This window comes from Paraburkholderia terricola (assembly GCF_900142195.1).
Taxonomy (GTDB): domain Bacteria; phylum Pseudomonadota; class Gammaproteobacteria; order Burkholderiales; family Burkholderiaceae; genus Paraburkholderia; species Paraburkholderia terricola.
On the sequence record NZ_FRAB01000026.1, the window covers coordinates 47,312 to 61,626 of the forward strand.

Here is a 14,315-nt window from a genome sequence, read left to right on the forward strand (position 1 = left end):
CTCAGCGATGATCAATGCTTAGTTTGGTTCATCGCTCGGTCAAACATCAAAGCACTGGAGTGCAGCTCATGTCCGTACCGCAAGACAACACGAAAACGATCACCATGGACGACTGGTACAAATGTCGCCTCGACCGGAAGGTGCTCAAGGCAGTCACGCGGCGCAACGATCGCGATGCGCTATTGCATTTCAGCGGTTTCATTTCTCTGGTCGTGGCAAGCGGCGTGCTCGCATGGCTGTCGCTCGGCACGCTGTGGTGCGTGCCGGCATTCCTGCTGTACGGAACGATCTACGCGTTCGCCGAAGCGATCGAACACGAGTTGCGCCATCGCACGCCATTCCGGAGCGAATGGTTGAACGAGTCGGTCCATTGGCTGATCTGTTTCATGACGTGGCGTGAACAGGTGTACAGCCGCTGGTCGCACGCCCAACATCACACTTACACCCATCTGACGGCGACGGTGCCATCCGACGTCGAACTGGCGGTGAAGCGGCCGCCGAACTACCTGAAGCTCGCCACCGATTTCCTGCGCATCTCGCACGGCATTCATCATCTGGGCAACATCGTGCTGCACAGCTTCGGCATCGTGTCGAACAAGGCGAAGGCGGTGGTGCCGCCCACCGAATTTCGCGCGATGTGCCGCAACTCGCGCGTGATTCTCGCACTCTATGCCGTCGTGATTGCGTGGGCGATCGTCGTGCATAGCTGGCTGCCGGTGGTCTTTCTGCTCCTGCCGCGTTCGTATGGCGCCTGGCTGCACGAATTTCTAGCGCTCACGCAGCACACCGGGCTGCGTGAGAACGAACTCGATCACCGCTTCTCGACGCGAACCCTCAGGCTGAACCGTTTCCTGCAGTTCCTCTACTGGAACATGAACTATCACGTCGAGCATCACATGTTTCCGAACGTGCCGTTTCATGCGCTGCCGCAACTGCGCAAGGCGATCGAAGCGGATTTGCCGCCCGCGTACGACGGCCTGTTCAGCGCATGGGGAGAAATCGTTCACGTGTTCAGAATGCAGCGGCACGACGCCGATTACATGGTGACGCCGCGCGTGCCGGGAAATGCGGCGGCGCACGACCCGGAATCTGTCGGCGATCAGCCGTTCGTAGCACAGACGCGCTAGGCGAAGAGGCACACCATGAACATGCTTCAATGGCATCAAGTCTGCGCATGCGATGACGTCGACGAAGAAGACGTCGTCGAGTTCGAGCACGGCGGCAAGCTCTACGCGATCTATCACACGCCTAGCGGTTTTTACGCATCGGCGGGTCTTTGCACGCATGAGACCGCACGGCTCACCGAAGGCCTCGTGTTTGGCGAGGTGATCGAGTGTCCGATGCACATGGGGCGCTTTCATATTCCCACCGGCGCGGCGAAAGGCGCGCCCGTTTGCGTGAACCTCGTCACGCACCCTGTCAGGATCGAGGACGGCAAGGTCTTCATCGGTCTCGCCGACGATTGACGCAACGCCCTTGATTATGTGATTCACGTTACTCGGGCAACGCGAGATGGGCCGATGCACAACGTCGGCAGATCAATCATAAACAAGGAGACAGCCATGAAACTATCCAGCCGCCGGGCGTTTCGCCTCGCTGCCGTCGTATTGGGTCTCGGACTGTGCGCCGGCGCTTTTGCCGAGCCCGCCGCCCGTTTTGACTTCATCTCGCACGCGCCGGATTCGGATGCCTGGTGGAATACGGTCAAGAACGGCATCAAGCAGGCCGACGAGGATTTCAACGTGCAGACCGATTACCGCAACCCGCCGAATGGCGATATCGCGGACATGGTCCAACTGGTCAATCAGGCAGCCGCGCGCAACTATGACGGTGTCGTTTCGACAATCGCCGACTACGATCTGCTGAAGAGCGCGTTTCCGAAGCTCAAGGCAAAGAACATACCGTTCATCACAGCCAATACCGGTACGGAAAAGCAGAGCGCCGACCTCGGGGCATTGCTGCATGTCGGCCAGCCCGAATACCTGGCCGGCAAGGAAGCGGGGTTGCGCGCGAAGGCCGACGGCATCAAGAGTTTTCTATGCGTGAACCACTACGCGACGAACCCATTGTCGTTCGAGCGTTGCCGCGGCTTTGCGGATGCCGTCGGCGCGGATATGAAGACCTCGGTGCTCGACGCGGGCACGGATCCCACCGGCATCGAGGCGAAGGTGAGTGCGTTTTTGCGCACGCATCCGAATACCCAGGCCGTGCTGACGCTCGGCCCGACTTCCGCCGATCCGACTATTCGTGCAGTGACCAAAATGGGGCTCGCCGGCAAGATCTGGTTCGCGACCTTCGACATTGATTCCGATGTCGCGAAGGCGATCAAGAATGGCACGATCAGGTTCTGCACAGACCAGCAACCGTATCTGCAGGGCTATATTCCCATCGCGATGCTGGCGATCATGCACAAGAATCACAACACGGACGTGCTGCAGGCGCGCGGTGAACTGGAGAAGAATTCAAAGTTCATGAAGCGTCTGCAGGACTATGGCCTCAAGCCTGTCTATGAGGCGCGCAATATCAGTTCCGGACCCGGCTTCATCACGCAACAGAACATCAGTCAGGTGTCGGCGCTGGCTGGCCAATATCGGTAATGGCGCCGGGGAGCGTGAGATGAGTTCATCCGATCCGATGGTGATCGTCGGCGGCGGGCAGTGCGGTGCGCGCGCCGCGCATGCGCTGCGTGAAAACGGCTGGGACGGCGCGATCACGTTGCTTGGCGACGAAGGACGCTTGCCATACGAACGGCCGCCATTGTCGAAGTCCCTGTTGCTCGGCCAGAAGACGGCCGCCCAGTGCGCGATCTACGACGAGGCCTTCTATCGCGAGCAGCGCATCGAACTGCGCGTCGATGTGCCGGCAGCGGCCATAGATTGTGCGCAGCGCAAGGTAGTTCTCGCCAGCGGCGAAGCGATCAGCTATCACCGGCTATTGATCGCAACTGGCGCCGAACCGCGGCGGTTCGACGTGCCTGGCTCAACGCTGCCGGGCGTGCATGCACTGCGCGCGGTGCCCGACGCGCACGCGATCGCCGGCGAACTGACGCAGGGCCGACGGATTGCCGTGATCGGTGCCGGCTTCATTGGTCTCGAAATCGCCGCGGCTGCCGTGACGCGCGGTTGCGAAGTGACCGTGCTCGAGGCGGCGCCGCGCGCGTTGATGCGGGCTGTGCCCGAGGCCGTTGCGGCGTGTCTGATTGACTGTCACCGACAGAGAGGCGTGGAGGTTCGCTTCGGCATACAGGTTGCCTGCTTGACCGGTCAAGCAGGGGTCACAGGCGTGCAACTCGCTGACGGCAGCATCGTTCCGTGCGATGCAATCGTGGTCGGTGTGGGAGCGAGCCCGCGTATCGCGCTCGCGCAGGCGGCGGGCCTCGACATCGACAATGGCATCGCCGTCGACGGCACGTTGCGCACCAGCGACCGGCATATCTACGCGGCCGGGGACGTCTGTTCCTTCCCGCATCCACATACAGGTCAGCGGATCCGGCTCGAATGCTGGAAGAACGCCGAGGACCAGGCGCGCGCTGCCGCACGCAACATGCTCGGGCATCTCGACATTTATTCGGCCGTACCGTGGTTCTGGTCCGATCAGTACGACATGACGATTCAGATCGCCGGGATTCCCGCATACGGCACGACCACGGTGGTGCGGGAAACCGGCGTGGCATCGCGAATTTTTTTCATGCTCGATGCCGGCGGCACGCTGGTCAGTGCAAGCGGAGTGGGACGGGCAGGCGAGATTGCGCGCGACGTGCGCATTGCGCAGTCGCTCATTGAGCAACGTGCGTGCATCGATCCGGCGCTGCTTGCCGATCGCGACACGAAGCTGCGTTCGCTGCTGGTCGCGGAGGCGCAATGAGTCAGCGCCTGCTGGTGTTCCAGTCGCTGTGGGCGATGGAGCGGCGACACACCGACGGCCGCGAACGTTCGCTAGAACAGAATGTGCGGATGATCGCCGGCGCGGGCTTCGATGGCCTGAGCGCACATTACACAGACCGCACGGCGGTCCGGCGACTGGCGCAATTGCGCGCAGACCATGGACTCGACGTAGAAGGCCAATGCTTTCCACGCACGGTCGACGATCTGCAGCCGGTGCTCGAGAATGCGGTCGAATTCGGTGCTCATCACATCGATCTGCAACCTGACGTGCGTCCTCGCACCGTCGCGGAATGTGTTGCGCTGATCGACGGCTGGCAGCGGCTCGCCGAACAGGTGGACGTGCCGGTCTACATCGAGACGCATCGCGACCGCATGACCACGGATCTCTACTTCACGCTTGATCTGCTCGATGCACGCCCCGAGCTGAGATTGCTCGGCGACATTTCGCATTATCTGGTTGGACGCGAATTCGCCTGGCCGGTGTCCGACGAAAACCACAGCCTCATGCACCGGATACTCGATCAGTCGTGGGCGTTTCACGGCCGCGTCGCGAGTCGTGAGCAGGTACAGGTCGAGCTTTCATTTGAGCCGCACCGGATGTGGGTCGACCTTTTTCTCGACTGGTGGCGCTACGGCTTCACATCGTGGCGTCGGCGGGCAGGGGAGCACGACACGCTTGCCTTCACCTGCGAACTGGGGCCCAAACCTTACGCGATCATCGGCCGCGACGGCAACGACATAAGTGACCGGTGGGCGGAGTCGCTGTTGCTGCGCGACTGGATCCGGACGCTGTGGCGGGATGTGGAACTCGAGGGGCCCGCCGCGCGTGAGACCATGACAATAATTGATCGAAAAGCCCAACGCGAGTTGCGGTAAACCGGGAAGCGATGACATCGATGTATGCCTCCAGGCAAGGTGCCCACCTCTGTCACCGCCGGGGGCGACATACCATGCACCCGTCCATCTGCCATTGACTGTTGTCGCAGAGACAACACCGTGAGTTCCTTCGCAGGACTTCCGCCGCAAGACGACCACGCTTACGCTTGGTTCCACGGTGACGGGGCACGCTGTCTGATGCAAGCCGTGAAACGCAACACTGCAAAAGAAGCGTCCAAACACACCTAGCACGTCTTCGCTGCCTTGTGCACGCACGCCATTGGCCGCGACAGCGAAAGCTGTCGCGATGCGTGTTACGCAGCACCTCACCAACCGAGGAACGATCCGTGACAGAAGAAGATATCCGCAACAACGCTTTTGCGATGCCCGTGCACAATCCGGCGTATCCGCGCCCACCCTTCCGCTTTCTCAATCGGGAGTACTTCATCATCTCGTATGAAACGGACATGGATGCGCTTAAGGCCGTCGTTCCAGAACCGCTAACGGTCGACAGCGCAATCGTCCATTACGAATTCATCCGCATGCCTGATTCATCGGGGTTCGGCGACTACACGGAAAGCGGCCAGGTGATTTCCGTGCTGGATGAGGACGGCAATCGAGCCAACTTCACGCACGCGATGTATCTGGACGACGAAGGCCCGATCGCAGGCGGACGCGAAATCTGGGGATTTCCCAAGAAGCTGGCTTCACCGAAGCTCTGCGTCGATGGCAAGGACACGCTGCTCGGCACGCTCGACTACGGAACGCAGCGCGTCGCCACCGGAACGATGGGCTACAAATATCGCGAGCTCGAGAGGGCGGCCGAGCGCCGCAAGCTCGCCGACACCCCCAACTATCTGCTCAAGGTCATTCCGCACGTCGATGGCTCCGTACGCATTTGCGAACTGGTGCGCTTTTTCCTGCGCGACGTCGATGTGATCGGCGCGTGGGAGGGGCCCGCGGCGCTCGAGTTGCATGCGCACGCGCTCGCATCGGTTGCCGATCTGCCGGTTCGCAAGGTGATTGGCGCACGTCACGTCATTGCAAATCTCACGCTCGACGTCGGCGAAGTGGTTTATGACTATCTGGCCCCCGCCGAGTCGTTGAAACTCGCGGTCAACCAGTAAGCGCTCGGAGGACGTATGGCATTGAATGATAAGGTCGCGCTCATTACGGGCGCAGCAAGCGGTATCGGCGAAGCGTGCGCGCGTAAGCTCGCGTCGGACGGCGCGACGGTCGTGATTGCGGATCTGAATCTCGCGAACGCTCAAAAGGCCGCTGAAGATATCGTTGCTCACGGCGGCAAAGCGATCGCCGTTGCAATGGACGTAACCAGCGAGGAAGCGGTCGATGCGGGTGTGGCCGAAACGGTGAACCGGCTGGGCGGCATCGACGTGCTCGTGTCGAACGCGGGCATCCAGATCGTCAACCGGATCGAGGACTACGCATTTTCCGACTGGAAGAAGATGCTGGCGATTCACCTCGACGGTGCGTTCCTCACGACCAGGGCCGCCATCAGGCATATGTACGCGTCGAACAAAGGCGGCGCTGTGATCTACATGGGCTCGGTACACTCGCACGAGGCGTCGCAACTGAAGTCGGCTTATGTGGCCGCGAAGCACGGGCTGCTCGGTCTCGCTCGGGTTGTCGCGAAAGAAGGCGGACCGCGTGGCGTGCGCGCCAATGTCGTGTGTCCGGGCTTCGTCAGAACCCCGCTGGTCGACAAGCAGATCCCCGAGCAGGCGAAAGCCCTGGGAATCTCCGAGCAGCAGGTCGTGAAGGACGTGATGTTGAAGGAGACGGTCGACGGCGAATTCACGTCGCTAGCCGATGTCGCGAACACGGTTGCATTCCTCGCCGGCTTCGAGTCGAACGCGCTCACCGGGCAATCGATTGTGGTCAGCCACGGCTGGTTCATGCAGTAAGGAGACAGCCATGAATTCGAGCCAGCGTAACAAGCTGCAGGGGCTCCATCGCATCAAGCTTCCCGCCTATGACGAAATCGGACTCGTGCTGCAGGGCGGCGGCGCACTGGGCTCGTATCAGGCCGGCGTATATGAAGGTATGGCCGAGGTCGGCGTGGAGCCGACGCGAATATCCGGGGTATCCATCGGTGCGCTGAATACGGCGATCATCGCCGGCAATGCGCCCGCGAGTCGAGCGGAGGCGCTGCGCGGCTTCTGGAACACCATCAGTCAGCCGGCGGATGTTTTCTCACATCTCGGCGCGCGCATTCCGGCGTGGCCGGGGCTTGCAGACATGGGGCGCAGGTGGTCGAGCGCATGGGCCGCGACGCGTACGCTGGTGGAAGGTCAAAACGGATTCTTCTCCCCGCGCATGCATGTGCCTTTCGCAGGGCTCGGCAGGAAACGTCCTGACCAGGTCAGCTATTACGACACCTCGGCGTTGCGTGAAACGCTTTTGCGGTACGCAGACTTCGATCGCATCAATGACGGGAACATTCGCGTATCCGTTGGCGCGGTCAACGTCCGAACGGGCAATCTCGTCTACTTCGATAATTCGAAAATGCGCCTGGCACCGGAGCACTTCATCGCGTCCGGCGCGCTGCCGCCGGGCTTTCCGGCCGTCGAGATCGACGGAGAGTTCTACTGGGACGGGGGGCTGGTTTCGAACACGCCACTCACCGAGATCATCAGGGAAAGCCAGCATAAAGACACACTCGTATTCCAGGTCGATCTGTGGAGCTCGCGAGGCAAGCTGCCAGGCGACTTCCTCGACGTCAGCGAGCGCACCAAGGACATTCAATATTCAAGCCGTACACGAGCGATCACCGCGTTCATGTCGCAAAACCAGAAGCACGCGCAGATGATCAAGGCGCTGCTCGAGCATATTCCTGAAAAGGTGCGGCTTGCGCACCCGCTGTTGCGGGAGGCGCAGAAAACAGCGGACGGCAGTGCGGTGAATGTCGTGCACCTGATCTACAAGAACAAATCGTTCGAGGGGCACTACAAGGACTATGAATTCAGCAAGGATACGATGCGCGAGCATTGGGCGAGCGGTCTCGAGGATATTCGCCGTTCATTCGGACACCCCGAGTGGTTCGATATCCCGAGCCGCGAAATCGGCTTCGTCACGCGGGACGTGCACCGCTATCGGCAGGAGGTCAACGAAATCGCCGGACAGGGCAAGCAGGCGTTGCCGCCATCGAAACGCGCGTCGGAAGAAGAACTGTCCGGCGCAAAGTAGCGGTTATCGACTCCCTCCTTGCGGCTATGGTCCGGCAGTTCGCTCCTGGCGTAGTGTGCCCGAGCAAGTCCACTGCGGCGACATGCGGTTTGCCGCATTGCTGGTTCAGGTGGCGCGATGAACGATCTTCAAGACGGGTACATGCAAGCCACAAGGAGAGCACCATGATGTCGCATGAATTGATCGCGCGGTACGGAATCTTAGTCGTATTTCTGAATGTGCTTGGCTCCTCGCTCGGCCTGCCGTTGCCTGTCTTACCGACATTGATCACCGTTGGAGCCAGCACTGCGCTCGCCATGAACCTTGCGTCATCCACGTACCTTAATTTCGCGACGATACTAGGCTCCGCTGTGATCGGCGGCGTGCTGGGCGACCTGGTCTGGTTCCAGGGCGGCAAGCGATACGGCGAGCGCACGCTCCATACGGTTTGCAAACTGTCGCTCTCGCGCGAAACGTGCGTCAGGAAAACGGAGCGCTTCTTTGGACGCTGGGGCGTTCGCGTGCTGATCGTGGCGCGCTTCGTACCTGGCTTGTCGCTCGTTGCCGTGCCGCTGTGCGGTGCGATGGCCGTCAGATTGCGTTCCTTTGTCTTGCATGATTGCGTGGGCGTTGCGCTGTGGGCATTCGTCGGACTGGCGATCGGTGCGCTATTCGCGTCGCAGATCGATGTGGTTTTCGTACTCATCTCACGTCTTGGCTGGCAGGCGTTGATCGTGATCGCTACCGCGCTGATGCTTTACGTGTTGTATCGATACTGCCGGAGAATCATGCTGGCGAAAGCCCTCGAGAAGGCCCGGATCAGCGTGGCCGAATTGCATGCATTGCTCGCGAACAATCCGCGGCCAATCCTTTTGGATATTCGCTCCGCCGAGCGGCGAATGCTCGATCCGTTTGTCATTCCAGGCGCAGAGTTTGCCGATGAACAAAAACCGCGGCAGATCGTGGAGCGCTATGGAGCGAACCGGACACTCGTCATCTACTGTTCGTGTCCAAACGAAGTCTCTGCCGCATGGATGGCCGGGCGGTTGCGACAGGCCGGTGTCAAGCTTGCATTGCCGCTTACCGGCGGTATCGATGCGTGGCGCCTGGCGGGCTTCGACGTCGAGCCGATAATAGCGGTGAGCGACGCTGCAATCAGCGAAGAAGAGACAAAACTTTTCGCGCATTGATTCCAGGGGGTGTCGAAAACTTTGGCCACCCCGCGAATCGAAAAAATAAGGCTGTCAGCCCGCGTCCGCACGTGGGAATTCAAGGTAGACGGTCTCGCCCAGCGGCGCCAGCCCGTCGCGCTGCATACGTTCAACGACTATATGACAGAGCACACGAGAGCAATCGATCTGGTGTGTCTGACGACGAGAACGACGTTATCAGCGGGCGAATGATGACAGTAAGGCGATTCGCGACGTGAGCTAACCGACCTGCGCGACTGAAGCTCTCGTGCGACTGTGTATGACGTGCTCGCGAGGAGCGCCCCGCCGTCACGGCGACAGGGCACGGTCGGTTCGTCCACTATAACGATGCGGCTTATCGCCCACCGGGGGGCAGGGACCTCCATGGTTGCCGTCAGCTCCTGCCGCGCCGGTGTTCTGGAAGTCGTTCGTGCGGGGATTGACGCCGATGGGCAAACGGGACGGAGCGTTGCCGGCGCCTTCGGGCAGTTGTGCGGCGGCTGCGGGAATGTTGTAGACCGTCCAGTGCCGCAAGTACGGGTGACAGGTCTCCACCGGTACAGCCGAAGACGTTGAGCACGAACCTGCGGCAGACAAAAGACAGCAGATTAGCTTCCCCGGGTATGCGAGGCGGTCCTGCTCAGTGAGCGCCGGCCGCCCCGCCGCCACCCTTGCCGGGCTTGGTGAGCCAGACCAGCGGAATGATCACGATGAAGATCATCGACGAGAGCCAGAAGATATCGTTCAGTCCGAGCATCGCGGCCTGGGCATTCAGCAAATATTCGAAAAGCGCCGCCGCCTGATCCAGGCCGCCGCCGAGCGTCGCGTGGAGGTTCGCGACGGCGCTCATATAGTCGGGGTTGTTCACGTTCGACTGTTCGGCGAGTCGTGCATGGTGCAGGATCGTGCGATCGTTCCAGCCCGTGGAGATCAACGACGTGCCGACGCCGCCCGCGAACACGCGCACAAAGTTGGACAGGCCGGCGGCCGCCGGAATCTTGTCGGGTGACAGCCCGGACAGGATGATCGCGGTAAGCGGCGTAAAAAACAGCGCCATCGGAATGCCTTGCAGCAGCGTCGGCAGCACCAGGCTATAGGGGTCGACGCTCGCCGTGTAATGGGAGCGCATGAAGAACACGCCCGCAAAGCCGAGGAAGGCCAGCGTCGCGAGCACCCGTGCATCGGACTTCGGCATGATCTTCGCCATCACCGGTGCAAGCAGCACGGCGAAGATCCCGAGTGGCGCCGTCACGAGACCGGCATCCACCGAACGATAGCCTAGGTAGCCCTGAATCCATTGCGGCAAAATCACGAGATTCGAGAAGAACACCGCATACGCGACCGAAATCGCAATCGTGCCGCCGCGGAAATTGCGCATTGCGAAGAGGCGAAGATCGACGATCGGGTTCTTCTCCGTGAATTCCCAGATCAGGAAAAACAGAAAGCTGACCGCCGCGACGACCGCGAGAATGCAGATCACAGGTGAGCTGAACCAGTCGAGATCCTTGCCCTTGTCGAGCATGATCTGCAGCGACGCCACCCATGCGATCAGCGACAGCAGGCCGACCTTGTCGATGGGAAGCTTGCGCGTCGGCGTCTCGCGGTCGCGATAGATGATCCACGTCACGGCGGCGGCGAACAGGCCAACGGGAATGTTGATATAGAAAATCCACGACCAGCTATAGCTATCGGTGATCCAGCCGCCCAGCGCAGGACCCGCAATCGGCCCGACCGTGGCCGTCATCGCCCACAGCGACAGCGCCGTCGCGCTTTTTTCCTTCGGATATGAGCCGAGCAGAATTGCCTGCGAAAGCGGAATCAGCGGACCCGCCACGGCGCCCTGCAACACGCGTGAGGCGAGCAGCACGATCAGATTCGGCGCGACGCCGCACAGCCACGACGAAAACACGAATAGCACGATGGCGGCCACGAACAGCCTGATCTGGCCGACGCGCTGCGTGAGCCAGCCCGTCAGCGGAATCGCGACGGCATTGGCCGCGGAGAACAGCGTGATGACCCACGTGCCTTCGTCGACGGATACGCCGAGGTTTCCCGAGATGGTTGGAATCGCAACATTGGCAATGGATGAATCGAGCACGTTCATGAACGTCGCGAGCGCGACGGCGATTGTCGCAAGAACCAGCTTTGCGCCTGTGAGCGGCGGCGGTGCAAGTTGCGTCGAAGGATTCATCTTGCTTCCAGTCTGAAGTTTTCGACAGGTCCGGCGTGTCTATCTGGCCTGTCAGACGATTGAATGAACCGGAACGCGACTGCCCGGTGCGCTCCGGGATGCGATCTAGCCGGCGTGCTGTGTAGTGCCGCTCTGGTCGCTTGCATCGCGCTTTGCGGGAGGCGTCGACAATACGACGTTGCCCGTGGACCCTGCATGCAGAGGGACGATGTTCCGCGCGATGATCTTCTCGATCTCGGCATCTGCCTGCGCGCCGTATTCGGTAAAGACATCCGTGCGATATGACGTGTTCATGGCCGCGCCGAGTTGCCGTCCCGTGTTGCCGCGCGTATCCACATCGACATCCATCGACAGACCGATGCGCAGCGGATGCGCTTCGAGTTCTTTCTGATCGAGCTGGATGCGCGCGGGCAGACGCTGGACGATCTTGATCCAGTTGCCCGTCGCGTTCTGCGCGGGCAACGTCGCAAAAGCGCTGCCTGTGCCCGCCGAGAAGCCGACGACGCGGCCGTGGTACTCGACCTTGCCGCCATACACATCGGCAGTCAGCGTGACGGGTTGACCGATGCGCATGTTGCGCAACTGGCTTTCCTTGTAGTTCGCATCGACCCACACGCCGTCGAGCGGCACGATCGCCATCAACGGCGTGCCCGGCGACACGCGCTGGCCGACCTGCACCGAGCGCTTCGCGACATAGCCGGTGACGGGCGCGGGCAATGTGTTGCGCGCATACGCGAGGTAAGCGTCGCGTACTTTCGACGCGGCGGCTTGCACGTTCGGGTGCTGTTCGATCGTCGTGCGGTCGGTCAGCGCGCGATTGGCTTCCGCCTGTTGACGCGCGGCGTCTAGCGCGGCCCGCGCGGCCGTCACGGTGTCGCGCGCGTGCGCGATGTCCTCGGCCGAAACGGCGCCCGTATCGGCGACGGCCTTGCGGCGGCGCAAATCGTCCTGCGCGCGGGCCAGATCGGACTGCTTCTGCGCGACGTTCGCTCGATAGAAATCATTGTTCACGTACAGGCTGCTCACCTGACGCACGGTCTGCCCGAGCGTCGCTTCGGCATTGCCGAGCGCGACTTTCGCATCGGCGCTGTCGAGCGTCACGACCGGGTCGCCCGCCTTTACGATCTGCGTGTCGTCGGCATTCACGGCGACGACGGTGCCGGCCACCTGGGGCGTCAGTTGCACAAGGTTGCCGCTGACGTACGCATCGTCGGTCGATTCGTGGTAGCGCGCATAGGTCATGTAGTAAGCGCCATAAGCCGCCGCCGACACGACGACAGCCATGCCCAGCAGCGCGAGCAGCGTTTTGCGCTTGCCTGTGTCAGGTTCGTTTGCAACGGAATCTTTCGTCGGTGTCGCGTCATATTTAGCGCCCGTTGCTTGCGTCTTTTGGCGCTCCGTTGCGTTGATTTCGCTCATTTCAGGTCTCCGGCAGATTGGGTGGGCAGCCGCTCAGCGCGCGGCAACGACAGGCGTGTTGGATGCGGACGCATCGGCGCGCGGCGGCGCCGCGGAGTTCGCGTTCGACGTGTCGACGAAACCGCCGCCCAGCGCGGAAGCCAGCGCGATCTGCTGGTCACGGCGGCTCATGCGCAGATTCGCAACGGCCTGATCGGCGGAAAGCGCGTTGACGTCGGCGTTCAATACGGTCAATTGATTCGTCAGGCCCGCCTTGTATTGCACTAATGCGAGTTTGTAGGCCTGGCGCGCGGCGTCCTGTGCCGCCTGCGCATCGACAAGCTGTGCGTCGGTCGAGCGCACGTCGGCCAATTGCGTCGCCACTTCGCTCAGCGCGGTCACGAGCGCCTGGTTGTAGGTCGCGACGGCATGGTCGAAATCGGCATAGCGGCCCTTGAGCCTGGCGCGCAACTCACCTGCGTCGAAGATCGGCAGATGGATGGCGGGGCCGACGGATGCCGTGCGGCTCGCCGCCGTCAGGAAGCGGCCGAAGCCGAATGCGTCGAGCCCGATCGCAGCGCTCAGATTGATGTCCGGATAGAACTCGGCCTTCGCTTCCTTCACGTCGTGCGTCATCGCGTCGACGCGCCACCGCGCGGCCACGATGTCCGGGCGGCGGCTTACGAGATCGGCGGGCAGGTTGTCGGGGAGCTTCACTTCGTCGCCGATGCCGAGCGTCGGCCGCGCGATCCGCAGTCCGCGATCGGGACCGGCGCCGAGCAGCGCGGCGATCTGATAGCGCGTCGTGAGGACCTGTCCGTCGAGCGACGTCAGCGCGGCGCGACTCGTCGCGAGATTGGCCTGCGCGGTCTTGCGTTCGACTTCCATATCCAGTCCCGTCGCAATGCGCCCTGCAGTGATGCGGTCGATCTGCTCGCGATGCGTGACTTCCTGTTGCGCGATGTCGCGCAAGACATACAGGCGTGCGAGCTGGTTGTACGCGCGGGCAATCGATGTTGTCAGCGTCAGCTTGACGACTTCAGCATCGGCCCGGCTTGCCTGAAGTTGCGAGATCGCCGCCTTCAGCGCTTCGCGGTTCTTGCCCCACAGATCGAGATCGTAGGAAGCAGTCAACAAGCCCTTGTTCTCCGTCTGCCACGAGCCGCCATTCGGAGGCGGCACGAGCGCCGTGCCCGAGTACTGCTGGCGCGTGAGCGAATAGTTCGCGTCGATACGCGGCAGCGTGCCGGCTCTCGCCGTTTCGCTATATGCGGAGGCGGCTGCCACGCGGGAATGCGCCTGATCGAGCGTCGGGCTGCTCGTCAGCGCTTCGTCGATCAGCGCCTTCAGTTGCGCATCGCCGAACTGATCCGCCCAGTTGGCTGCGGGCCAATGGCCCTGTTCGGCAGGAATGCTTTGCTGCGTTGCATACTGCTGCGGATCGGCCGTTTTTGCGTCGCCATGGATTCCCGCGTAGTTCGCACAGGCTGACAGCACCGCGGCAACCAGCACCGATACGCCCGCTTTCAGTGCGCGTGAAGCGCGCCGTTCGGTGTTTGACTGAATGCTCATTTTCTGGCCTATCAGATC

At 61.7% G+C, this 14,315-nt stretch carries 13 protein-coding genes; 9 read left to right on the forward strand and 4 right to left on the reverse strand.

Going from position 1 to position 14,315, the window contains the following annotated elements:
- Positions 1-68 precede the first annotated feature (68 nt).
- The 9 genes from BUE39_RS21195 (at position 69) to BUE39_RS21235 (ending at position 9,136) form a co-directional block, all read left to right on the forward strand.
- On the forward strand, positions 69-1,127 hold the full coding sequence (locus BUE39_RS21195) for a fatty acid desaturase (protein ID WP_073430680.1): 1,059 nt from the start codon (positions 69-71) through the stop codon (positions 1,125-1,127).
- A gap of 15 nt (positions 1,128-1,142) precedes the next feature.
- A complete protein-coding gene (locus BUE39_RS21200) occupies positions 1,143-1,466 on the forward strand; it encodes a non-heme iron oxygenase ferredoxin subunit (RefSeq protein ID WP_083081597.1) in 324 nt (107 codons plus the stop codon).
- A 96-nt stretch (positions 1,467-1,562) separates the two neighbouring features.
- A complete protein-coding gene (locus tag BUE39_RS21205; protein WP_073430681.1) occupies positions 1,563-2,597 on the forward strand; it encodes a sugar ABC transporter substrate-binding protein in 1,035 nt (344 codons plus the stop codon).
- A 19-nt stretch (positions 2,598-2,616) separates the two neighbouring features.
- Positions 2,617-3,864: an NAD(P)/FAD-dependent oxidoreductase gene (locus BUE39_RS21210; RefSeq protein WP_073430682.1), complete on the forward strand. Its 1,248-nt coding sequence runs from the start codon at positions 2,617-2,619 to the stop codon at positions 3,862-3,864.
- The gene (locus BUE39_RS21215) at positions 3,861-4,760 is read left to right on the forward strand and encodes a sugar phosphate isomerase/epimerase family protein (protein WP_200799519.1); all 900 of its coding nucleotides are present in this window, start codon (positions 3,861-3,863) and stop codon (positions 4,758-4,760) included. Before BUE39_RS21210 ends, BUE39_RS21215 begins: the two co-directional genes overlap by 4 nt.
- A 347-nt stretch (positions 4,761-5,107) precedes the next feature.
- Entirely contained in the window at positions 5,108-5,887 is a 780-nt protein-coding gene (locus tag BUE39_RS21220) for an acetoacetate decarboxylase (RefSeq protein WP_073430683.1), read from the forward strand.
- 15 nt (positions 5,888-5,902) lie between these two features.
- On the forward strand, positions 5,903-6,685 hold the full coding sequence (locus BUE39_RS21225) for a 3-hydroxybutyrate dehydrogenase (protein ID WP_073430684.1): 783 nt from the start codon (positions 5,903-5,905) through the stop codon (positions 6,683-6,685).
- A gap of 10 nt (positions 6,686-6,695) precedes the next feature.
- On the forward strand, positions 6,696-7,967 hold the full coding sequence (locus tag BUE39_RS21230; RefSeq protein WP_073430685.1) for a DUF3734 domain-containing protein: 1,272 nt from the start codon (positions 6,696-6,698) through the stop codon (positions 7,965-7,967).
- Positions 7,968-8,131: 164 nt separating this feature from the next.
- Positions 8,132-9,136: a DedA family protein/thiosulfate sulfurtransferase GlpE gene (locus BUE39_RS21235; protein WP_090518810.1), complete on the forward strand. Its 1,005-nt coding sequence runs from the start codon at positions 8,132-8,134 to the stop codon at positions 9,134-9,136.
- A gap of 309 nt (positions 9,137-9,445) precedes the next feature.
- On the opposite strand, the gene BUE39_RS21240 is transcribed toward BUE39_RS21235, so the two are convergent.
- From BUE39_RS21240 to BUE39_RS21255, 4 genes are all read right to left on the reverse strand, one after another.
- On the reverse strand, positions 9,446-9,805 hold the full coding sequence (locus BUE39_RS21240) for a hypothetical protein (RefSeq protein ID WP_200799520.1): 360 nt from the start codon (positions 9,803-9,805) through the stop codon (positions 9,446-9,448).
- The gene (locus BUE39_RS21245) at positions 9,777-11,327 is read right to left on the reverse strand and encodes a DHA2 family efflux MFS transporter permease subunit (RefSeq protein ID WP_073430687.1); all 1,551 of its coding nucleotides are present in this window, start codon (positions 11,325-11,327) and stop codon (positions 9,777-9,779) included. The genes BUE39_RS21240 and BUE39_RS21245 overlap by 29 nt, the downstream gene beginning before the upstream one ends.
- 105 nt (positions 11,328-11,432) lie before the next feature.
- On the reverse strand, positions 11,433-12,746 hold the full coding sequence (locus BUE39_RS21250) for an HlyD family secretion protein (RefSeq protein WP_073430688.1): 1,314 nt from the start codon (positions 12,744-12,746) through the stop codon (positions 11,433-11,435).
- 33 nt (positions 12,747-12,779) lie between these two features.
- The gene (locus BUE39_RS21255; protein WP_073430689.1) at positions 12,780-14,297 is read right to left on the reverse strand and encodes an efflux transporter outer membrane subunit; all 1,518 of its coding nucleotides are present in this window, start codon (positions 14,295-14,297) and stop codon (positions 12,780-12,782) included.
- Positions 14,298-14,315 lie beyond the last annotated feature (18 nt).